The following is a 21,164-nucleotide window of genomic DNA, read 5'->3' as shown; positions in this document are numbered from 1 at the left end:
CCGACTTCTACGTCGGCCAGACCGGCGTGCAGATCAGCGCGCAGAACAAGATCCTCGGCGATCCGTCGCTGCGCAAGGACCGGACCACCAACGACGTCACCGGCTTCATCCGCTACCTGTCCGTGATGACGCAGGTCAAGCCGTTCGACAACGTCCACTGCCGCAACGCCGTCGCCTACGCCCTCGACAAGACCGCCCAGCAGCTCGCCCGCGGTGGCCCGGTCGGCGGCGGCGCGGTCGCCACGACGATGCTCACCCCGCCGCTGAAGTACTACAAGTCCTTCGACCTGTTCCCGACCGCGGGCAGCAAGGGCGACGTCGCCAAGGCCAAGCAGGAGCTCACCGCCTGCGGCCAGCCGAACGGCTTCTCCACCACGCTGGCCAGCCGCAGCAACGGCAAGGAGGTCGCGCAGGCCGAGGCGGTCCAGGCGTCGCTGGCGAAGATCGGCGTGAAGGTGACGATCAACAAGAGCGCCCCGTCGCAGTACTTCTCCTCGACGATCGGCATCCCGGCGAACGTCCACAAGAACGGCATCGGGCTGGCGATGGCCGCCTGGGGCCCGGACTGGCCGACGCCGTACGCGATGCTGAGCTCCATCGTCGACGGCCGCAAGATCCTCCCCGCCGGGAACAGCAACTACGCCGAGCTCAACGACCCGGCGGTCAACTCCGGCCTCGACGACGGCATCGCCACCACCGACGAGGCCAAGGCCCAGCGGATCTGGACCGACACCGACAAGGCGGTCGTGAAGTCCGCCGCCTACATTCCGCTGGTCTACGACAAGGCGCTGAACCTGTTCAGCGACCGCACGACGAACATCTACTTCACCTCCGCGTACGGCATGGCGGACTTCGCCCAGTTCGGCGTCGTCAAGTGAATGACCGGGTCCGCGCCGGCGGCGTTCCGCCGCGAGTGTCCGCCGGCGCGGGCCCGGTCCCGACCCACTGTCCGAGGGAGGTGACGTGGCCAGGTTCATCCTGGGCCGGCTGATCGGCGGCATCGTCATCCTGTGGCTGGTCAGCGTGCTCGCCTTCGTCCTGTTCTTCGTCGTTCCGAAGGCGCTGGGCAACAATCCGGCGGTGCTGTTCGCCGGGCGCAGCCCGGACCCCGCCACCATCGCCGGGGTGACGAGGAAACTCGGCCTCGACCGGTCGTACGTCGACCAGTACTGGGATTTCCTGCGGGGCGTCTTCGTCGGCCGCCACTTCGACTCCGGCTCGGATCGAAGCTGGTGCCCGGCGCCGTGCCTGGGTTATTCCTTCCGCAACGACCAGCCGGTGTGGTCGGAGATCGTCGACGCGCTGCCGGTGACGGCGTCGCTGTCGATCGGCGCGGCCGTGCTGTTCCTCGTCGTCGGCGTGAGCACCGGCGTGATCTCGGCGGTGCGCCGCGGCGGCCTGTTCGACCGGATCGCCGCCGCGGTGTCGCTGGCCGGCGTGTCGCTGCCGGTGTATTTCACCGGGCTGCTGCTGTTGCTGCTCGTCAGCTACAAATGGCACATCATCGACAACGTCCACTACGTGGACTTCACCCACAATCCGGCGTTGTGGGCGTGGAACCTGATCCCGGCGTGGCTCGTGCTGTCGCTGCTTTACACCGCCAACTACCAGCGGCTGACCCGGGCCAGCATGATCGAGACTCTGGGTGAGGACTACGTCCGGACGGCGCGCGCGAAGGGCCTGCGGGAACGCACGGTGATCGGCAAACACGCGCTGCGCCCCGCGCTGACGCCGATCGTCACCATCTTCGGCCTGGATCTGGGGGTGCTGTTCGGCGGCGCGATCCTCACCGAGCACACGTTCGGCTTCCGCGGTCTCGGCGCCATCTCCATCGACGCGGTGAACACCCAGGACCTGCCGGTGACGATGGGGGTGACGCTGTTCGCGGCGTTCTTCATCATCCTGGCCAACGTCCTGGTCGACGTCACCTACGCGTTCATCGACCCGAGAGTGCGGCCGTCATGACCGACACCACGTCCACCACCGAAGCCCCGACCCCCGCCACGGCGCCGGCGCCGGCGCCGAGCGGCACGCCGTTTCTGGAGGTGCGCGACCTCACGGTCAGCTTCCGCACGGACGACGGCGTCGTGCACGCCGTGGACAGGCTGAGCTTCTCCGTCGAACGCGGCCGCACGCTCGGCATCGTCGGCGAGTCCGGCTCCGGCAAGAGCGTCACCAGCCTGGCGATCATGGGCCTGCACCGGCGCGGCCGGCGGGTCAGCATCGCCGGGGAGATCCGCCTCGACGGCGAGGATCTCGTCACCGCGCCGGCCGAACGGGTCCGCGGGCTGCGCGGCCGGCGGATGGCAATGATCTTCCAGGATCCACTGTCGTCGATGCACCCGCAGTTCACCGTCGGCGACCAGATCGTCGAGGCCTACCGGGTGCACAACCGGGTGAGCAAGGCGGCGGCCCGCCGGCGCGCCACCGAGCTGCTCGACCTCGTCGGCATCCCCGAACCCGCCCGGCGCCTCGACGACTACCCGCACCAGTTCTCCGGCGGCATGCGACAGCGGGCCATGATTGCCATGGCGGTGTCCTGCAACCCGGAGCTGCTCATCGCCGACGAGCCGACGACCGCCCTCGACGTCACCGTCCAGGCGCAGATCCTCGACCTGATGCGCGAGCTCCAGAAGGAGTTCAACTCGGCGATCGTCATCATCACCCACGAGCTCGGCGTGGTCGCCGAGATCAGCCACGACATCCTGGTGATGTACGCCGGGCAGGCGATGGAGTACGGCGGAGTCGAGGAGGTCTTCGCCCACGCCGAACACCCCTACACCTGGGGCCTGCTGCAGTCGATCACCAGGCTCGACCGCCAGCTCGAGACCACGCTGCGCACCATCCCGGGCAGCCCGCCGAGCCTGATCAACGTGCCGCCGGGCTGCCCGTTCCATCCCCGCTGTACCTACCGCGAGCTCGCCGGGCCCGCGACGAGCACGACGCGCCCGCCCCTGGCCGAGACCTCCCCCGGCCACCGGGTCGCCTGCCACCTGCCGGTCGCGGAACGCCGGCGCCTGCTGCGCGAGGAGGTGCTTCCCACGCTATGAACGACCACCTGACGAAGGACTCGCCGTCCCCGCCGGCCGGTGAGGGCGCGGTGCCAGCCCAGCCCGCCCACGCACCGGCATCCGGCGCTGGACCGGCGGCGACCGCCGAGGCCAGCGCACCGCGGAGCCGTTCGACCGGCGGGGGCGACGAGCTGGTGCGCGTCACCGACCTGACCAAGCTGTTCCCGGTGCGCCGCGGCACGCTGGTGCGCCGCGGCGCGGGCGCGGTCCGCGCCGTCGACGGGGTGGGCTTCGCCATCGACCGCGGCACGACGCTCGGCCTGGTCGGCGAGTCCGGCAGCGGCAAGTCGACGACCGGTCGGCTCATCTCCCGGCTGCTCGAACCGACGTCCGGCTCGGTCGTCTTCGACGGCCGGGACATCAGCCACCTGTCCACGCGCGAGCTGCGCCCGTTGCGTCGCGACATCCAGATGATCTTCCAGGATCCGTACTCGTCGCTGAACCCCCGCCACACCATCGGTGCGATCGTCGCCGCGCCCCTGCGCATCCAGAAGCAGGTGCCCCGCGGCGGCATCCGCGCCCGGGTCCGGGAACTGCTCGAACTCGTCGGCCTCAACCCGGAGCACTACAACCGTTACCCCAACGAGTTCTCCGGCGGCCAACGCCAGCGCATCGGCATCGCCCGGGCGCTGGCCACCCGCCCCAAGCTCATCATCGCCGACGAGCCGGTGTCCGCCCTCGACGTGTCCATCCGCGCGCAGATCATCAACCTGCTCGACGGCCTGCGCGCCGAGTTCGGCCTGACCTACCTGTTCATCGCCCACGACCTGTCGATGGTGCGCCACATCAGCGACCGCGTCGCCGTCATGTACCTCGGGCAGATCATCGAACTCGCCGAGCGCACCGACCTGTTCTCCGGCGCGCTGCACCCCTACACGCACGCGCTGCTGTCCGCGGTGCCGATCCCCGACCCCACCAGCCACCGCCGCCGCGAACGCATCCGCCTGCGCGACGAGGTGCCCAGCCCGCTGAACCCGCCGGCGGCCTGCCGCTTCCACCCGCGCTGCTGGAAGGCCCAGGAGATCTGCCGCACCGAGACCCCACCCCTGNTCGCACGCGCCCCCGGCCACCAGGTCGCCTGCCACTTCCCCGAAAAACGCGACGTCGTCTGACCCCTGCGGCGCGCCCTCAACCCCGATGATCATGGTGTTCCGCGGCGCCGCGGTTCCGCGGAACCGCGCCACGCCCGGGCTCCGGCTCCNGGCGGAACCGCATCATGCGTCCGGGTGGCCGGGCTTGGTGGCTCGCAGCGAGTACATGAGCGGCAGACGGTGACGACCCTCGGGCGGGCGGAAGCCGTCCGGGCCGCGGACGAGGGACTCGAACTGCGCGAACAGGGCTCTGTCGTGTTCGTGCAGGAACTCGATCCGCAGACCGGCGGCGGCGATCGCCGAGACCACGCTGCCGAGCCGGTGCTCGTACTGCACGGTGGTGTTCTGCGTCGTGGCGGCGAGGCGGTCGGCGTAGCTGCCGGTGTCGGTCGAGACGAATGGCCCCTCGGCGAAGTAGTCGTAGGCCACCGTGGTGCCGGTGGCCTCGTCCAGGGTGTGGGCGAACGGATGGGATTCGGCCAGGTAGAGGAACCCACCGGGCGCGAGCAGGCGTGCCACGACCCGGGCCCACCGGTGCAGATCCGCCAGCCAGGGCAGGGCGCCGACGCCCGTGTAGACGACGTCGAAGGTTTCGCCGTCCAGCGCCTCGACCGCGTCGTACACGTCGGCCACGACGAACCGGGCATCCACCCCGATCTCGACGGCGAGCGCCCGCGCCGCCTCGACCGCGGGCGCGGAGAAGTCCAGGCCGACCACGGCGGCCCCCCTCCCCGCCCACGACAGGGAGTCCAACCCGATATGACACTGCAGGTGCACCAGCCGCTTCCCGGACACCTCGCCGACCTCGGCCACCTCGAAGGCCCGAAGCACGTCGGGACGCCGTCTGAACCCCNCCACGTCGTAGAACGCACCGTTCAGGTGAAGTGGCACCCGCTCGTCCCAGTGCGCCCGGTTCAACGCCGGCCCGTCCACGCCAGATTGATGCGAGGTCCCCGGCCGGGGCGCGGCCCCCGGTTGATGTGTCACTGCGGCCTGCGCCAGACGGAGATGTGGGACGTGCTGGTCGCCGTGAAGGGCTCGCCGTTCCAACCCGCCCATCGCTCGGCGAGTTCCAGGCCGGCGAGTCGGCCCATCAGATCCAGCTCGCTCGGCCAGGCGTACCGGATGTCGACCGGATAGGTGCCCACACCGCCCGACCCAAGGACGATGTGGTGACTGCGCACCCGCTGGGAGACCGGGTCGTGCAGCGAGACGTTCAGGTGCGTCGTCTCCCCGTCCAGACGGTCCGCCTGCACGCGCTGACCTCGGTCGTACCGGACGACGTCCGGGACGAACGCCTCCATGACGAACACGCCGCCCGGCCGCAGCGCGGCCGCCACGTTCGCGAAGCAGCGCACCTGCGCATCCTGGTCGGCCAGCGCGAAGAAGGTGTTGAACACGACATACACCAGCCCGAACGGTCCGCCCGGGGCGTCGACCTCGGCGAAGTCGCCGACCACGACCTCGATCTCGGACCCGCCGGGCTTGCCCCGCAGCCGGGCGACCATCCGCGGGGAGGCGTCGATGCCGACGACGGCCGTCCCGCGGGCCGCAAACGGCAAGGCGAGGCGCCCCGTTCCGACGCCGAGTTCCAGCGCGGGCCCGGCGCCGACCCGCGTCCGCAGGAAGTCGACCGCCACGGCCACCTCGGGCTGCCTGTCCGGCGCGGAATACCACTCGTCATATACGTCGGCGATGTGTTCGCCGTAGGCCGCCGGGTCAAGGTCGGTGCTGCCGAGAGGAGCTATGGCCGTCAGATTGGCACGCCACCACAACCCGTCGCATCCCATTTATCGCGGCAACGAAACGATCATCTGATCGTCGCCGGAACCTGGGCCACGATGTCGGATGACCTTGGTCGGGCTCGGTGGCCGCTGGGGGCGATCCCTACCGCGTGCGGCCCTGGGCCGGCAGGATGAACCGCAATCACCGACGTTGCCCGACCGACGTTCCCCGACGCAATGCTCTCCGACCCCATGCTCTCCGACTCAGTGCTCTCCGACTCAGTGCTCTCCGACTCGAAGGATGGCGAATCCATGTCTCCGCACGCGGCCGATGCCCCGTACCGCACCGGTTCGGCACCCGGGACGGCACCGGAGCCGGAGGTGCTGGTGCGGCGGGAGGGCCAGGGCGGGCGGCTCGGGCGGCTCACCCTGAACCGGCCGCGGTCGATCAACGCGCTCACCGGGACCATGGTCGGCCTGCTGGACGCGGCGCTGCGGGACTGGGCGGACGACCCGACGGTCGCTGCCGTCGTCATCGACGGTGCGGGCGAGCGCGGGCTGTGCGCCGGCGGGGACATCCGGGCGATCCGCGCGGCGGTGCTCGCCGGGACACCCGAGCGGGCGCTGGCGTTCTGGGCCGACGAGTACCGGCTCAACGCCCGCATCGGCAGGTTTCCCAAGCCGTACATCGCGATCATGGATGGGATCGTCATGGGCGGCGGCATCGGCGTCTCGGCGCACGGTGGGGTCCGCATCGTCACCGAGCGGTCGGTGCTGAGCATGCCCGAGGTCGGCATCGGCTTCATTCCCGACGTCGGCGGCACCTGGCTGTTGTCCCACGCCCCCGGTGAACTCGGCACGCATCTCGCGCTCACCGCGGCCCGCATCGGCGCCGCCGACGCGATCACCGCCGGCCTGGCCGACCACTACCTGCCCGCCGACCGCATCCCCGAGCTGCTCGACGCGCTGCGCCACGCCGCCGACCCGGCCGCCGCGCTCGCCGCCTTCGACTTCGCCGCCCACACCCCGCCGCCCGGGCACCTCACCACCGACCGCGCGTGGATCGACGAGCTCTACCGCAGCGACAAGGTCACCGAGATCGTCGCGGCGCTCGCGGCGAGCCCCATGCCGGCGGCGGCTGCCGACGCGGCGGAGATCGGCAGCAAGTGTCCGACGTCGCTGACCGTCACGCTGCGCGCACTGCGGGCCGCCCGGTCGATGACGAGCCTCGAGGCGGCGCTCGACCAGGAGTACCGGTTGGCCCGGGCGACCCTCACGACGGCGGACCTCGTCGAGGGCATCCGGGCGGCGGTCGTCGACAAGGACCGCAACCCTCGATGGTCACCGGCCAGCCTCGACGAGGTCGACCCGGCCGAGATCGACCGTTTCTTCGCCCCCGTCGATGACGAGCTCAGCCTCGCCGCCGCCCAGCCCGACACCGCCGCCCAGTCCCCCGTGCCCGCCCGCTGACCCGGCGGCGGCGGCCGGCCGGTCGGCCGAACGGACGGCCACGGTGCGATGCGATCGTGGCGCCGGCGCACCGCGTCGCCATACCGGCCTGATCGGCTACGCAGCGTCTACTGTCAGCCCCGGCGAGACCGCGCCCGGCCGCGCCCTGGCGGACGCCACAGCAGACCTGCCGACGGGAGGATGATCACCGTGCCCACGATCACCACAAGGGACGGCGCCGAGATCTTCTACAAGGACTGGGGCTCCGGCCAGCCGGTCGTGTTCAGCCACGGTTGGCCGCTGACCGCCGATGTCTGGGACAACCAGCTCAAGCTCGTCGCCGACCACGGGTACCGCGGAATCGCCCACGATCGCCGTGGCGGCGGACGGTCCAGCCAGACCTGGGACGGCAACGACATGGACACCTACGCCGACGACCTCGCCCAGGTGATCGAGGCCCTCGATCTGGCCGACGCCGTCCTGGTCGGCCACTCCACCGGTGGGGGCGAAGTGGCCCACTATCTGGGTCGGCATGGCTCCGCCCGGGTGGCCAGAGCTGTGCTGCGGGGCGCGGTGACNCCGCACCTGCTCGCCACCGACAGCGATCCGGGGGGCGCGCCGAGGGCGGTTTTCGACGGCCTGCGCGCCGGGTTGACCGCCGATCGGGGGCAGTTCTACCGGGACCTCGGCGAACCGTTCTACGGCAACAACCGCGACGGCGCGACCGTGTCGCAGGGTACCCGGGACGCCTTCTGGCAGATGTGCATGACGGTCGGGGTCAAGGGTGCCTACGACTGCATCGCCGCGTTCTCCGAGACGGACNTGACCGAGGACCTGAAGAAGATCGACATCCCGGTCCTCCTCTCGCATGGCGACGATGACCAGATCGTGCCGATCGAGGTCTCGTCGTCCCGCTCGGTGAAGCTGCTGCCCAGCGCCACGCTGAAGGTCCACCCCGGTGCTCCGCACGGCCTGACCGGCCGGTTCGAGCAGGACTTCAACCAGGAACTGCTCGACTTCATCGCCAGCTGAGGCATTCTCGCCATCGGATGTGCACGGGATGATGCCGAGGTTCGAGCACGGTCGAACCTTCCGGCCCTTCGGGGGTCATCACCGCCAGGGCGCACGCTGGTCGAGAATGTCGGCGTCGGCGTCGGCGTCAGAGGCGGAGGCGGCGTCGGAGGCGGCGTCGGAGGCGGAGGCGGCGTCGGAGGCGGAGGCGGCGTCGGAGGCGGACGGGCGACGGTCGCCAGGGGTGGGCGGGGCCGCGGGCGGGCGGCGGCGCAGCAGGTAGACGTCCATGATCCAGCCCTTGCGGCGGCGGGCGTCGGCGCGGGTGCGGGCGATGGAGCTGCCGACGTCGGCGACCCGGCCGTGCATGAGCATCTCGTCCGGGGTGCCGAGGTAGGCGCCCCAATAGATATCGAGGTCGGGGTCGTCGAGGGTGCGGAAGGTGGTGTCCGCGTCGAGCATGACGACGACGTCGTCGACCCCGGGTGGGAACCCCTCGGCGAGACGGCGGCCGGTGGTGATCTCGACGGCGCCGCCGACGCGGTTGAGCACCAACCGGTGGCTCGCGGCCAGCGCCTGCACGCTGGTGATCCCGGGGATCACCTCGTAGTCGAACGCCACCCGGCCGCGGGCGGTGACCCGCTCGATGATGCGCAGCGTGCTGTCGTAGAGCGACGGATCACCCCAGACGAGGAACGCGCCGCAGCCGTCGTCGGCCAGCTCGTCGAGGATCATCCGCTCGTACAGCTCGGCACGGCGATCATGCCAGTCCTCGACGGCGGCGGCGTAGGCGGTCGCATCCGCCGGGTTCCGGTCACGGCGTGGGTCGCGGGCCTCGACGACCCGGTAGCCGCCGGCGCCGACGTGCCGGTCCAGAATCTCCCGGCGCAGCCTGACCAGGTCGTCCTTGGCCGGCCCCTTGTCCAGCACGAAGAACACGTCGGCGCGGCCGAGAGCCTTGACCGCCTGGATCGTGAGCTGGTCAGGATCCCCAGCCCCGATCCCGACCACCAGAATCGTGCGCATCCCCACCATCCCTCCGGGACTAGTCCCCCACCGGCCCACCACCCGCACCGGTACCCGGGATGATCTTGCCGGGGTTGAGGTTGTGACCGGGGTCGATGCCGTCGAACAGCGCCGAGAGCAGAGTCACGCCAGCCGGGGANATGTCGTCGTCGAGCCACGGGGCGTGCTCGACGCCGACCGCGTGGTGGTGCGACAGGGTGCCCGCGAGGTCGAGGAAGCCCTGCTGGATCGCGGACTTCACCGTGTCATAGCCCTCGATCGCCTCGAGGGTCACCGGGGAGGCGTAGGCGAACGTGAAGTACAGGCAGGCGCCGGAATGATACGAGTGCGACAGGTGGCACATGATCCAGCCGTCGACGCCGATCTCCGCGAACGCCTTGTTGGCCCGGGCGACCACGCCGCGGTAGAGCGGACCGAGCTGGGACCAGGAGGCCGACGTCTCCGACACGTCCGCGACCGCGCCCTGCCCGAGCAGGAAGTCGCGGATGTAGGGGGTGTCGAACTTCTTCTGGTCGTAGAGCTGCCCGGGACCGGTGCCGACGCAGATGCCGCCGTGGCGCCCGACGATCTCGCCGACGAGCTTGCGCTGGGCCTTGACGTGCGTCGGCGTCCCCTCGAAGCCGATGAACGACAGGCACATCGCGTCCAGGTCGTAGTTGCGGACCCGGCGCAGGTACTGCTTCAGCCCGGCGGAGACCAGCCCCGAGGCGAGCGAACCCTTCTTGCGGGTCGCGAAGGAGAACCGGGTCTCGTTCGCGTCGGACACCCGGGTGACGGTCGGGCTGGCCTCGCTCTCGGCGATCTCCCGCATGGCCACGAGCGCGTCGTCCCAGGTGGGGAAGAAGTAGCCGAGGATGACGCGCTGCTCGGGCACCCGGTGGACCTGCACCGTCGCCTCGGTGATGATGCCGAGCCGGCCCTCGCTGCCGAGGATCATCTCCCGCACGCTCGGCCCGGTCGACTGGCTGGGCACGGGCCGGGTCGCGAGGACGCCNGCGGGGGNGACGACGCGCACCGCCCGGGNGATCTCGGCGATGTCGCCGTACTTGTCGGACTGCATGCCCGACGAACGGGTGGCGATCCATCCGCCCAGGGTGGAGTGGGAGAAGCTGTCCGGGAAGTGACCCAGCGTCCAGCCCTGGGCGTTGAGCTGTTCCTCCAGGTGCGGACCGAGCGCGCCGGCCTGGATGCGGGCGAGCCGGGCGTCGGCGTCGATCTCCAGGACGCGGTCGAGGCGCCCCAGGTCCACGGAGATCACCGGCCGGGTCTCCGCGCGCGGCGCCTCCAGGCTGCCGGAGATGTTGGAGCCGCCGCCGAACGGGATGACCACCGCGTCGGCGTCGAGCGCCGCGGCGAGCACGGCGCGCGCCGCCTGTTCGCCGTCCGGGTAGACGACGGCGTCAGGCAGCCGGCNGAGGTCGGCGTTGCGGATCCGGACCAGGTCACGCAGGCTCTTGCCGTAGGCGTGCACCACCCGCATGTGCGCGTCGGTGTGGACGTGCTCGGCGCCGACGGCGGCGACGAGCGCCGCGCGCAGCGGCTCCGGCAGCGTCGGCGCGGGGATCGTCAGGTCCGCGAAGGCCGGCGGCTGCGCGGGCGGGCGGGTGATGTCCAGACCGATGTTCGTGCGCACGAACGGCGCCAGGTCGGGCTTGTCGCTGTGACTGAAGGAGACACTCTCCCGGCCCCAACCCCACCACTTCATGTGCTCGACCAACGCTGGCTCCTCGACGACGACGGACGTTCGGACGGATTCGGGACTCACGATGCAACCGGCGGCGGGGCTGGCCGCGGGGACGGCGGGACCGCGGCGGTGCCCGGCGGGCGGGTCAGGTGCCCGCGAGCCGCGCGACGACGGGTGCCAGCGCGGTCAGCGAGTCAAGGGCGACGCCGATGGTGCTGATCCCGAACCGCTCCCGGCGTTCGACGAGATCGTCGACGATCTGGTCGACCGAGCCGCACAGCGCGTGCGGGGTGGCGTAGGCCTGCTCGGTGGTCAGCCCGAAGCCGGCGGCGAGCTGCTCGACGATCTCGCCGCGGTTGTCGGTGACGATCGCCAGGTGGATGCGCACCTGCAGGGTGAGCTCGTCCCACCGGGCGCCGGCCGCCTCGCGGATCCAGCCGACCTTCTCCTCGGTGGCGGCCGTCGTCGCGTTCGGGCCGAGGGAGGCGTCGATGACCCCGCCGACCATGTTCATGTTCAGCCCGATGATGTCGGCCTCCCGTGCGGCCAGGGTCAGCAGCCGCCGCCCGCCGCCGCCGATGACGATCGGCGGGTGGGGGCGCTGCACCGGCTTCGGCGTGCCGCTGAGCCCCGCGACCTGGTAGTGCGTGCCGTGGAAGGTCAGCGGGCCGTCGGCGAACATGCCCTTGATGACGGCGAGGGATTCGGCGAGGCGGCTGATCCGCACCCCCGGCGGGTCCAGCGGCAGGCCGGCGCGCTCGTAGTCCGACGTCATCCAGCCGGCGCCGAGGCCGAGTTCGAACCGGCCCCCGGACAGCGCGTCGAGGGTGGCCGCCTCCTTCGCGAGCACGACCGGATGCCGGTAGTCGTTGCTGAACACCATCGCGCCGATGCGCAACGTGGTCGTGGCGTCCGCCGCCGCCATCAGCGCCGCGATCGGAGCGACCTGCTCGTCGAGGTGGTCGGAGACGGTCAGCGTCGCGTACCCCAGGTCCTCGACCTGCCGGGCGAGGTCCGCCCACGACCGGGCGTCGACCTGCGCAGGCGAGGAACACTGAATGTTGAACCGGAACGGCCGTTTGTACGGCCCGCCGGAGAACTCCGCCACCGCTGCCACTCCTCACTCCACCGACATCGTCACGTCGCCGACACCGTCAATGCACCGGCGTGCTCCCGGGCGGCATATNCTCCCGGACGGCGTTCTCGCGATTCTCGTGGGCGGGAGGATGCCAAGATAGCCCGCCCCGCATCGCCATGCCGCCGTCACCGCCCGCACGAGGTCACCTGCCCGCACGAGGTCACCAGGCCGCACGAGGTCACCAGGCCGTCCCCGTCACCAGGCCGTCCCCGTCTACTGGTCCGCGCGGCGCAGGGCGCGTAGCTCCTCGCCGGCCGCGCGCACCTGCTCCGGGCTCGGCGGTGGCTCGCGCAACGCCTGCACGGCCGCCTTGCGGTCCTCGCCGGTCAGCCGGTCGAGGTAGAGGGTGCCGTCGAGATGGTCGACCTCGTGCTGGAAGCAGCGGGCCAGCAGGCCCTCGCCGGCGTACTCCACGGCCGCACCCGTGACATCCACCCCGCGGACGCTCGCCCGCAGGGCCCGCGTCGTCGGGAAGTGCAGGCCCGGCACGGACAGGCAGCCCTCCTGGCCGTGCTGCCGCTCGCCGTCGGCGCCCAGTTCCAGCACCGGGTTGACCACGACGCGGGGCACGCGGGGCACCGTGACGTCGCGCGGGTCGTAGCCGACGTCGAAGACGAACAGCCGCAGGCCGACGCCGATCTGCGGGGCGGCCAACCCCACACCGGGCGCGTCGTACATGGTGTCGATCATGTCGTCGACGAGCCGCGCCAGGGCGGCGTCGAACGTCGTCACGAGCGCCGTCGGGGTGCGCAGCACAGGGTCGCCGACGGTACGGATGGGGAGCACGGCCATGGCGGACACTGTGTCATAAGCCGGCCCACCGCCGGGAGCCCACCGCCGGACGCCGGTCAGACGCCGGTCACCTGCCCGCAACAATGACCGCCGGGCCGCGTGGCGACCGGATCGGGACGGGCAGGGATGATCGGTACAGTCGGCGGGGTCATCGCCCGGGAGCACCGCCGGCCGGCCGATCGTTGTCCGGAGGTGGACGTCATGCGGGACCGCCGGCCCGTCGGCACCGCCGCGGCGCCGGCCGCCGCCGCGCACGAGGCGGGCCCCGGCCGCCCTGACCTCGCCGCGGCCGGGATCGCCGAGCTGCGGGCGCTCGGCGAGCGGGTCACCCCGGCGCGCCGGGCGGTGCTGCGGGTCCTCGCCGGGACCAGCGAACACCTCTCCGTCGACGATGTCCTCGCCCGCGCCGACGAGATCGTCCCGGGGCTGCACCGCACCACCGTCTACCGGGCGGTGGAGACTCTCGGCGAGCTCGGCCTGGTCACCCACGTGCATCCCGACCACGGGCCCGCCGTCTACCATCTCGCCTCGTCCCTGACCGGCAGCGGCCACCTGCACGTGCGCTGCCGCCGCTGCGGGGAGATCAGCGACGTACCCGCCGATCTGCTCGACGGCGTCGCCGATCGGCTCGCCCGCCAGCTCGGGTTCCGCCTGCAGCCCGACCACGCCGCGCTCACCGGCCTGTGCCGGACCTGCGCCGCCGCGGCCGATCCGCCGGGCCACCCACGCTGACCTGGGCCGACTCGCTATCCGAGGCTCGGCGTAATCTCACACCACAGGGCAGTTCGCCCTGTCGGACGCTGAACCACTGTTCAGACACAGCCATGCTGTCGGACACAGTCGCACTGGCGTACGGATGTGCTCTGTCGTACCGACCAGCGCGGGTAGGGACGGTGGCGGTCCGCCGTCCGAGGGAGGCCANGAACGATGCCGGTGCAGCCCAGCCCGGTGGTGATGGGCATCGAGACGTCCTGCGACGAGACCGGCGTCGCGCTCGTCCGCGACGGCGTCCTGCTCGGCGAGGCCCTGTCGACGAGTATGGACCAGCACGCCCGCTACGGCGGTGTGGTGCCGGAGATCGCGGCGCGGGCCCACGTGCAGGCGCTGGTCCCGTGCGTGCGCGCGGCGCTGGCGTCGGCCGGGTTGACCGCCGCCGACATCGGTGCCGTGGCGGTTACCGCGGGCCCCGGCCTCGCCACGGCGCTGCACGTCGGGGTGTCCGCGGCGAAGGCCTACGCCACCGCCCTCGACGTGCCGCTCTACGGGGTGCACCACCTCGCCGGCCACCTCGCCGCGGACCTCGTCGACGGCGAGCCGCTGCCCGACCCGCTCATCGCGCTGATCGTCTCCGGCGGACACACGTCGCTGCTGCGCGTCGGTGACCTGGCCCGGGACCCGATCGTCCATCTCGGCGACACCCTCGACGACGCCGCCGGCGAATGCTTCGACAAGGTCGCCCGGGTCCTCGGCCTGCCCTACCCGGGTGGGCCGGCGGTCGACCGCGAGGCGGTCGGCAACGACCCGGCGGCGCTGGCGTTCCCACGCCCCCTGACCGGCCGCACCGACGCGCCCTACACCTTCTCCTTCTCCGGGCTGAAGACGGCCGTCGCCCGCTGGGTGGAGGCCCATCCCGACTCCGCCGTCCCCGCCGGGGACGTGATCGCGTCGTTCCAGGAGGCGGTGGTCGACGTGCTCACCGCCAAGGCGATCCGCGCCTGCCGCGACCACGAGATCGGTGACCTGCTCATCGTCGGCGGGGTCGCGGCGAACAGCCGGCTGCGGGCCCTGGCTGCGCAGCGGTGCGAGGCGGCCGGCCTGCGGCTGCGGATCCCGGCCCGCAAGCGCTGCACCGACAACGGGGTGATGATCGCCGCTCTCGGGGACCTGCTGGTCCGCTCGGGGGCCGCGCCGTCCCGGCCGGACCTCGCGGCGATGCCCGGCGCCTTCCTCGACCAGGCCCAGCTCGGCGTGGCGCACCCGGCGCAACACGCCGCCTGACGCCCACCGCCCACCGCCCGGCCCCGACCGCACCCACCTGAGAGGCCTCCGACGATGCATCTCGGTCACGACGAACTGCATCCGCCGCACGCGCACGGCGGTGGCGGGGGGCCGGTGCCGCTCGGGCGGGCGCCGCGGATCGGCGTCGGCGGCCCGGTGGGCAGCGGCAAGACCGCACTCGTCGCCGCGCTGTGCCGTTCCCTCGCGCCAAGCCTGCGTCTCGGCGTCGTCACCAACGACATCTACACGACCGAGGACGCCGACTTCCTGCGCCGCGCCGGGGTGCTGGACCCGCAGCGGATCCGCGCGGTGGAGACCGGCTGCTGCCCGCACACGGCGATCCGCGACGACATCACCGCCAACCTGGACACGGTTGAGGATCTGGAGGCCGACACCGGCCCCCTCGACCTCGTCCTCGTCGAGTNCGGCGGCGACAACCTCACCGCGACGTTCAGTTACGGACTGATCGACCGGCAGATCTTCGTCGTCGACGTGGCCGGCGGCGACAAGGTGCCGCGCAAGGGCGGCCCCGGGGTCACCCTCAGCGACCTGCTGGTCATCAACAAGACGGATCTCGCGCCCATGGTCGGCGCGGATCTCGGCGTCATGGCCCGCGACGCGGCGGCGGCCCGCGGCCCCCGCCCGGTGCTGTTCACGTCGCTGACCGCCGACCCCGCGGCCAGCGACGTGACAGCCTGGGTGCGGGCCCAGCTCGCCGACCTGTCCCCGCCCGGCCCCCGAGGCGCCGCCCCGGCCGCCGCCGGGTAGGCCGCGTAGTCCGCGTGGGCCGGGCGGGCCGGGTCACCGTGAGCCGGCCTCGGTCCGACCGCCGGACCAGCCCCGGGGCCGCGCGCCGGCCGCCGGGCGAGCGCGAGGGGAGTCGCGATGCCAGCAGCCGTGCCGCCGGTGCACCGCAGGACGATCGAGATCGAGGTCCACCAGGCCGACGACCTGCTGATCGCCCAGGCGAGGCTGCGCGACACCCGGCCCTGGCATCCGGACCCGGCCCGGGTGCTGCTGCACGACATGCAGCTCGCCCTGCACGTGCGGACGGCGGACCTGACGATCGTCGCCGTNGAGTCGGGGATGAACGCCTTCCCGCACACCGAGTGCCCGCTGATCAGGCCGAGCTTCGACCGCCTCGTCGGGCTGTCGGTGCGCCGCGGGTTCACCCGCGCGCTGCGGGAGACCGTGTCCGGCGTCCACGGCTGTTCCCATCTGCACGAGCTTGCCCGCGCCGCCGGCCCCGCCATCATCCAGGCGACGTTGAGCGCCGCCGATGCCCGCCGCCGCGGCCTCACCCCCGGCGCCGAACCCCCGGACGCGCCCGCGTCGGCGGACGCCCAGACGGCGGACGCCCAGACGGGAGACCGGGCCGGAGGCTCGGGTCCCGTGGTGAGCGGGCGGCAGGCCGCGGCCCTCACCGGAACCTGCCACATCTGGGCGCCCGACGGTATCGCCACGCGGAAACTCGCCGCCGGCTGGCGCCCGGGCTTCGACCCCTATCCCGCGCCGCCGCTGACCGCGTACGAGCCGACCTGAACCAACCCGCCCGCCCGCTTCGCTTCAGCCGGCCGGCCGGCCGGCAAGAAATCGTTGCCGTGCGAACGAGAATGTCGCGGCATTCCCGCGCGTCCGAGGCGGCCACAAGAAAGGAGAAGTACGGACTAATTCCCGCGTGTCGCGAGCACGACGAAATGCGGCGGAAATCTGGTTTCGAGCGCAGGCTTGGCAGTGTTCCAAACCATCCATCCGCCTTCACTCACGCGACACGGGAGATCTCCTCATGGCACTTGTCTGGCCCCTTCAGAAGTCCGGTGACGCCGGACTCACCGTGCAGCTCGTGCAGTATCTTCTCGGCGCGCACGACCTGCGCGTCCCGGTTGACGGCGCCTTCGGACCGCGGACCGCGGCCGCCGTGCGCGATTTCCAGACCCGGCATGGGCTGACGCCCGACGGGCAGGTCGGCCAGCGCACCTGGCCGGTGCTGATCGTGCCGGTGCGCTCCGGTTCGCGCGGCCAGGCCGTCCACGCCGTGCAGGACGCCTCCCACACGCTCGACCCCCACTACCAGCCGAAGCTGGCGCTGGACGGCGAGTTCGGGCCGCGCACCGCCGCCTGGGTGCGGCACTACCAGGGAGTGGTCCACGCTCTCGTCGACGGCGAGGTCGGCCCCACCACCTGGAACCACCTGGCCAAGGGGGACCGGGCAAGCTGACCGCGCCCGCTCACCCGCTCACCCGCTCACCCGGAGCCGACCGGCCCCGCCCCCGCCCCCGCGACCGCGGTCCGCGAGGGCGGGGCCGGCCCGGCTTCTCATCCGGTGCCAGAGCGTCCCGCCCAGCTCAGCCGCCTGTCCGCAGACGATCGTCGGCGGGCACCGAGCGCGGGTCGGCGGGCGCCGAGCGCGCAGGACGTGTCGGTGCCTGTTCGGCGGTCTCGGGCGCGGTGAGCGCCGGGACCGACCTGATCTGCTGCCCGCTTGCCGCATCGCCGTCCCGGCGGGCCAGACCGTGCAGCAGCAGGCCGGCGAGCTGGGCGTACGCGTCGGCGTCGACAAGGCCCGTCTCACGTTCGATGGTGCCCTGCTGGATGCCGACCATCGCGAGCGTGGCGACCTGTCCGACGAACCGCGCGTCGACCTCCCGGAAGACGCCGACGGCCACCCCCTCGGCGACCAGGGTGCGCAGCTTCGCCGCGGCGATGCTGGTGTTGCGCTCGTAGATGGCGCGGGCGGGCGGGAACGCGGCAAGGTCGGCGCGGAAGGCCGCGGAGGCGGGGCGCAGCTCGGCGGCGACCCCGTCGAGGTAGCGACGCAGCCGATCGGCCGGGTCGGGCGCACTGCGCAGGCTGTCGTCGATCCGTTCGGCGGCGCTGCGGAAGAAGTGCACAACGACGGCGACCGCGAGCTGTTCCTTGCTGTGGGCGAGGGTGTAGAGCGTCGACTTCGAGCACCGCAGCCGGCCGGCGAGGTCCGCGAGGGTGAACCGGGCGAACCCCTCCGCGAGGAAGATCCCGACGAGCGCGTCGAACAGGGTCGACTGGCGGCTGGTCCTCGGTCCACCGGCCGTCGCGGCCGACCAGGTGTCGACGTCCCAGTTCACCGTCATGATCGATCAATCTACCTCAGCACTGGACAGTACCTAGGTACTCCGTGCGGTACTGTCGTTTCCAGTCGCACGGTGAGCCCCGGGCGACTCCCGGTCCCTCGGTGCGATCCCTGGAGGCACGTCATGCCGGCCGACCGCCTACTCCCCTCCCCCGAGGCCGGCGAGCTGATCGACCTCGTCCGCACGATCGGCGAGAAGGAGATCGAGCCGCGCGTCGTCGACGACGAGGCGCAGGCCCGTTTCCCCCGCGAGGTCTTCCACGTCCTGGGCGACGCCGGCCTGCTCGCGCTGCCCTACCCGGAGGAGTTCGGCGGCGGCGGCCAGCCCTACGAGGTCTACCTGCAGGTGCTGGAGGAGATCGCCTACCGGTCGGCGTCGGTCGCCGTCGGGGTGAGCGTGCACAGCCTGAGCTGCTTCCCGCTGGCCTACCACGGCACCGACGACCAGCGCGCCGCCCTGCTGCCCCGGCTGCTGTCGGGCCGGCTCCTCGGCGCCTACTGCCTGTCCGAGCCGCACGCCGGCTCCGACCCGGCCGCGATGACGACGGCCGCCCGCCCCGACCCCGACGGCGGCTACCGGCTGTCCGGGACGAAGGCCTGGGTGACGCACGGCGGCGCCGCCGACTTCTACACCGTGTTCGCCCGCACCTCGGCGGACCGCTCCGGGGGCATCTCCTGCTTCCTCGTCGACGCCGGCACCGCCGGCATGGACGTCCACCCGCCCGAGCGCAAGATGGGCCTGACGGCCTCCCCGACGACGCAGATCGGCTTCGACGAGGCCCCCGTGCCCGCCGACCGGCTCATCGGCACGGAGGGCAACGGCCTGCGGATCGCCCTGTCGGCCCTGGACGCCGGCCGGCTCGGCATCGCCGCCGCCGCGGTCGGCCTGGCGCAGCGCGCCCTCGACGACGCGGTCGCCTACGCCAAGGAGCGCCAGGCGTTCGGCAAGGCGATCATCGACCATCAGGGCCTCGGCTTCCTGCTCGCCGACATGGCCGCAGCCGTCGAGTCGGCCCGGGCGACGACCCTGGCCGCCGCCCGCCGCCGCGACGCCGGCCTGCCCGCCGGCAAGGCCGCGAGCATCGCCAAGCTCGTCGCCACCGACGCCGTCATGAAGGTCACCGAGGACGCCGTCCAGGTCTTCGGCGGCGCCGGCTACACCAAGGACTACCCCGTCGAGCGCTACATGCGCGAAGCCAAAATCATGCAAATCTTTGAAGGAACCAACCAGATTCAGCGCATGGTGATCAGCCGCCACCTCGCCCGCTCCTGATCAGAGCCCATTGCCGCTGGTCAGAGCTCCAATTCGGGTGCGGGTACGTCGTTGGCCGAGTGCGGGCTGGTGTCCGGCTGCAGCCGGCCCGGTCCGGTCGTGTCCGGCTCGCCGTGGCCTATTCGTGGACCAGACCGTGGCGGCCGCGCGGCCGGGACCACGTCGGCCGTCCCGGCCTCGGCGGCCAGCGCCGCGTCGATCCGCCGCCGAGCGGCCTCGTCCCCACCGGCGATGCACCTCGCGTAGACAAGCAGGCACACCCGCACGGAGTGGCCCGCCCGCTCCGCAACCTGGGTGACCGGGACGCCGGCGTTCAGTCAGCCCGACACCGCGGCATGCCGCAGGTCGTACGGCCGTCGCGCCAGCGGTGACGCCTGCTTGGCAGGCGTGAGCGCGATCTCGCGGGCCTGCCGCCACCTGGCGATGTACCGGATCGCCTTCACCGGCCCGTCCTGTCCCGACCGGAACAGTCTGCCGTCGGCGGTAACGCCGAACGTGTCGATATGGCGGCGCAGGATCGCGACCAGCGGCGGGTTCAACGGCACCTGACGCACCTCCCCCTTCGCCCGGTGCTTGAGTTCGCGCGCCTGCCGCGGCCCGTCCGGAGCATCGGACCAGCGGGGCGAAATCTCGGGATTGTTGGCGTCCACAAGCGCCTCACCCCAGCCGGACGCCGGCAGCGTCAGCTGGTTGAGACGCAGTTCCTGGAGTTCGCCGGGTCGGAGCGCGGCATGGTAGATCGTGGCGTAGAAGGCCTCAAGATCCGGGGCTTTCTCCGCGGCGGCCTTCAGTCGAGACCCGCGAGCGGATTGGCGTCCAGGTCACCACGCGCCACCGCAGATTTCACTGCCATCTCGAAGATCTGTCGGCGGCACCACTGCCGCGCTCGGCCAGCTGCCCAGACGGCTGCGCCGGTCCCGTGCGGTGCTCGTCCGCGCGGACTCGGGAAGTGGCACCCACGCCTTCGTCGAGTGGCTGCACCGGCGCCGGGTGGGCTATTCGGTCGGGTTCACCTTGCCCGACAACGCCGGCGAGCCGATCGCCCGCCTTCTGCCACCGGCTGTTCTCACTCGCCGGCTGGCTCGCCCGCCACGCCCGCTACGCCCTCCAGACCGTGCTGCACCTCGCCGCCCACCACCCCTGGGCGCCACTCGCCGTCCAGGCGATCAACACACTGCGCCCTGCCCGCCCCCGGATAACCCGAAGCCACCGACCTCCCACCCCGCAGACCAGGAGAAATGCCGTTCCGGGCGTGGACCGGACGTCTGCCCCGCGCGGCAACGGGGCACCCGCCACGGCCGCACCCGGCCTGACCGGCAAAACTCGGCATCAACAAGGGTGGGAGGTCAGCCCACGATCACGCCTGATCGAAGCGTGAAGGATCTGGGATGGCCCTTTTTAGTTCTCCAATGTGTTCAGCACGATCTCGCCCGATCCAAGATCAATGGCGCGGACCAGCGCCGAACTTGTGTCCGGGTAGACGTGGATTTGGTGGGAAAAAGTCCCCGTCGAACCACTTGCCACATTTTGCGGATCGCCTGCCGCGCCACCGGTGGAAGTTTTGAACTGGTAGTCGATCTGGACGGGCTGGTTGGGTTCGAAGCCCGACCCGTCCACTTCGACGTAACTCCCTACCCAGTGAAGTTTCGTTGACGGGTTCGGAAATGGACGATGCGGAAGAACGAACAGGAATCCCTGAGCGTGGTGCGCGTCCCCGGCGGGGCAGCGACCCTTCTTCGCCGGGTCACCGTTGAAGAACAGGCCGAAGCACTTGTCACAGAAGCGCCACCCCGGCTGC

General features: G+C 71.9%; 17 protein-coding genes and 13 pseudogenes. 18 read left to right on the top strand and 12 right to left on the bottom strand.

Annotated features, from left to right (window positions below):
• Positions 1 to 26: 26 nt before the first annotated feature.
• The 5 genes and pseudogenes from FF86_RS41965 to FF86_RS61950 form a co-directional block, all read left to right on the top strand.
• Positions 27 to 878, top strand: a complete 852-nt coding sequence (locus FF86_RS41965) for an ABC transporter substrate-binding protein (RefSeq protein ID WP_242418334.1) — start codon at positions 27 to 29, stop codon at positions 876 to 878.
• An 85-nt stretch (positions 879 to 963) separates the two neighbouring features.
• Positions 964 to 1,965: an ABC transporter permease gene (locus FF86_RS06645; protein ID WP_044885188.1), complete on the top strand. Its 1,002-nt coding sequence runs from the start codon at positions 964 to 966 to the stop codon at positions 1,963 to 1,965.
• A complete protein-coding gene (locus tag FF86_RS06640; protein WP_044885187.1) occupies positions 1,962 to 3,050 on the top strand; it encodes an ABC transporter ATP-binding protein in 1,089 nt (362 codons plus the stop codon). The genes FF86_RS06645 and FF86_RS06640 overlap by 4 nt, the downstream gene beginning before the upstream one ends.
• Positions 3,047 to 4,120, top strand: a pseudogene (locus FF86_RS06635) (ABC transporter ATP-binding protein); the annotation flags it as partial. The gene FF86_RS06640 and the pseudogene FF86_RS06635, both read left to right, overlap by 4 nt.
• A 1-nt stretch (position 4,121) precedes the next feature.
• A partial coding sequence (locus tag FF86_RS61950) for a hypothetical protein (RefSeq protein ID WP_255355727.1) occupies positions 4,122 to 4,183 on the top strand: 62 nt, incomplete at its 5' end.
• Positions 4,184 to 4,285: 102 nt separating this feature from the next.
• Here FF86_RS61950 and FF86_RS41960 read toward each other — a convergent pair.
• Both FF86_RS41960 and FF86_RS06625 read right to left on the bottom strand, forming a co-directional pair.
• Positions 4,286 to 4,939, bottom strand: a complete 654-nt coding sequence (locus tag FF86_RS41960) for a bifunctional 2-polyprenyl-6-hydroxyphenol methylase/3-demethylubiquinol 3-O-methyltransferase UbiG (protein ID WP_255355726.1) — start codon at positions 4,937 to 4,939, stop codon at positions 4,286 to 4,288.
• Positions 4,940 to 5,145: 206 nt separating this feature from the next.
• Entirely contained in the window at positions 5,146 to 5,937 is a 792-nt protein-coding gene (locus FF86_RS06625; RefSeq protein ID WP_242418301.1) for a class I SAM-dependent methyltransferase, read from the bottom strand.
• 261 nt (positions 5,938 to 6,198) lie between these two features.
• Between FF86_RS06625 and FF86_RS06620 the strand changes: the two genes are divergently transcribed.
• From FF86_RS06620 to FF86_RS41945, 4 genes and pseudogenes are all read left to right on the top strand, one after another.
• Positions 6,199 to 7,356, top strand: a complete 1,158-nt coding sequence (locus FF86_RS06620; RefSeq protein ID WP_242418300.1) for an enoyl-CoA hydratase/isomerase family protein — start codon at positions 6,199 to 6,201, stop codon at positions 7,354 to 7,356.
• Positions 7,357 to 7,545: 189 nt separating this feature from the next.
• A pseudogene (locus FF86_RS41955) lies at positions 7,546 to 7,913 on the top strand (alpha/beta fold hydrolase); the annotation flags it as partial.
• A 1-nt stretch (position 7,914) separates the two neighbouring features.
• Positions 7,915 to 8,157, top strand: a pseudogene (locus FF86_RS41950) (alpha/beta hydrolase); the annotation flags it as partial.
• Between the two features lies 1 nt (position 8,158).
• Positions 8,159 to 8,367: alpha/beta fold hydrolase (locus FF86_RS41945; RefSeq protein WP_242418299.1), on the top strand; the 209-nt coding region annotated here is incomplete at its 5' end.
• A 240-nt stretch (positions 8,368 to 8,607) separates the two neighbouring features.
• Here FF86_RS41945 and cobF read toward each other — a convergent pair.
• From cobF to def, 7 genes and pseudogenes are all read right to left on the bottom strand, one after another.
• Positions 8,608 to 9,372, bottom strand: a pseudogene (cobF, locus tag FF86_RS06610) (precorrin-6A synthase (deacetylating)); the annotation flags it as partial.
• A gap of 19 nt (positions 9,373 to 9,391) precedes the next feature.
• Positions 9,392 to 9,511, bottom strand: a pseudogene (locus FF86_RS41940) (hypothetical protein); the annotation flags it as partial.
• Position 9,512: 1 nt separating this feature from the next.
• Positions 9,513 to 10,366 (bottom strand): annotated as a pseudogene (locus tag FF86_RS41935) (FAD-binding oxidoreductase); the annotation flags it as partial.
• A gap of 30 nt (positions 10,367 to 10,396) precedes the next feature.
• Positions 10,397 to 10,785 (bottom strand): annotated as a pseudogene (locus FF86_RS41930) (FAD-binding oxidoreductase); the annotation flags it as partial.
• Between the two features lies 1 nt (position 10,786).
• A pseudogene (locus FF86_RS41925) lies at positions 10,787 to 11,077 on the bottom strand (FAD-binding oxidoreductase); the annotation flags it as partial.
• 124 nt (positions 11,078 to 11,201) lie between these two features.
• The gene (locus FF86_RS06600) at positions 11,202 to 12,164 is read right to left on the bottom strand and encodes an LLM class F420-dependent oxidoreductase (protein ID WP_236706119.1); all 963 of its coding nucleotides are present in this window, start codon (positions 12,162 to 12,164) and stop codon (positions 11,202 to 11,204) included.
• 243 nt (positions 12,165 to 12,407) lie between these two features.
• Positions 12,408 to 12,986, bottom strand: a complete 579-nt coding sequence (def, locus tag FF86_RS06595) for a peptide deformylase (protein ID WP_044885184.1) — start codon at positions 12,984 to 12,986, stop codon at positions 12,408 to 12,410.
• A 126-nt stretch (positions 12,987 to 13,112) separates the two neighbouring features.
• On the opposite strand from def, the gene FF86_RS06590 reads away from it, so the two are divergent.
• The 7 genes and pseudogenes from FF86_RS06590 to FF86_RS06570 all read left to right on the top strand — a co-directional run bounded on the left by FF86_RS06590 (position 13,113) and on the right by FF86_RS06570 (position 17,202).
• Complete coding sequence (locus FF86_RS06590) at positions 13,113 to 13,718, top strand: Fur family transcriptional regulator (protein WP_236706120.1); 606 nt, start codon at positions 13,113 to 13,115, stop codon at positions 13,716 to 13,718.
• A 195-nt stretch (positions 13,719 to 13,913) separates the two neighbouring features.
• Complete coding sequence (gene tsaD / locus FF86_RS06585) at positions 13,914 to 14,984, top strand: tRNA (adenosine(37)-N6)-threonylcarbamoyltransferase complex transferase subunit TsaD (RefSeq protein ID WP_044885183.1); 1,071 nt, start codon at positions 13,914 to 13,916, stop codon at positions 14,982 to 14,984.
• 54 nt (positions 14,985 to 15,038) lie between these two features.
• Positions 15,039 to 15,408: pseudogene (locus FF86_RS41920) on the top strand (GTP-binding protein); the annotation flags it as partial.
• 1 nt (position 15,409) lies between these two features.
• Positions 15,410 to 15,752, top strand: a 343-nt coding sequence (locus tag FF86_RS41915; RefSeq protein WP_304438102.1) for a GTP-binding protein, incomplete at its 5' end; no start/stop codon positions are given.
• Positions 15,753 to 15,869: 117 nt separating this feature from the next.
• Positions 15,870 to 16,060 (top strand): annotated as a pseudogene (locus FF86_RS41910) (DUF2889 domain-containing protein); the annotation flags it as partial.
• A 1-nt stretch (position 16,061) separates the two neighbouring features.
• Positions 16,062 to 16,526 (top strand): DUF2889 domain-containing protein (locus tag FF86_RS06575; protein WP_242418297.1); only part of this gene is annotated, 465 nt, incomplete at its 5' end.
• 244 nt (positions 16,527 to 16,770) lie between these two features.
• Entirely contained in the window at positions 16,771 to 17,202 is a 432-nt protein-coding gene (locus FF86_RS06570; protein WP_052681069.1) for a peptidoglycan-binding protein, read from the top strand.
• A gap of 286 nt (positions 17,203 to 17,488) precedes the next feature.
• Here FF86_RS06570 and FF86_RS06565 read toward each other — a convergent pair.
• Positions 17,489 to 18,094: pseudogene (locus tag FF86_RS06565) on the bottom strand (TetR/AcrR family transcriptional regulator); the annotation flags it as partial.
• Positions 18,095 to 18,217: 123 nt separating this feature from the next.
• Between FF86_RS06565 and FF86_RS06560 the strand changes: the two are divergent.
• The gene (locus tag FF86_RS06560; RefSeq protein ID WP_044885180.1) at positions 18,218 to 19,366 is read left to right on the top strand and encodes an acyl-CoA dehydrogenase family protein; all 1,149 of its coding nucleotides are present in this window, start codon (positions 18,218 to 18,220) and stop codon (positions 19,364 to 19,366) included.
• 317 nt (positions 19,367 to 19,683) lie between these two features.
• On the opposite strand, the gene FF86_RS41905 is transcribed toward FF86_RS06560, so the two are convergent.
• On the bottom strand, positions 19,684 to 20,016 hold the full coding sequence (locus tag FF86_RS41905) for a hypothetical protein (RefSeq protein ID WP_052681067.1): 333 nt from the start codon (positions 20,014 to 20,016) through the stop codon (positions 19,684 to 19,686).
• Positions 20,017 to 20,242: 226 nt separating this feature from the next.
• Between FF86_RS41905 and FF86_RS31645 the strand changes: the two are divergent.
• Positions 20,243 to 20,416, top strand: a pseudogene (locus tag FF86_RS31645) (IS1380 family transposase); the annotation flags it as partial.
• Positions 20,417 to 20,764: 348 nt separating this feature from the next.
• On the opposite strand, the pseudogene FF86_RS34655 reads toward FF86_RS31645, so the two are convergent.
• Positions 20,765 to 21,164 (bottom strand): annotated as a pseudogene (locus FF86_RS34655) (hypothetical protein); the annotation flags it as partial.

The sequence above is a fragment of the Frankia sp. CpI1-P genome, assembly GCF_001421075.1.
Classification (GTDB): Bacteria; Actinomycetota; Actinomycetes; order Frankiales; family Frankiaceae; genus Frankia; species Frankia torreyi.
This window is presented reverse-complemented; position numbering and strand designations above follow the sequence as displayed.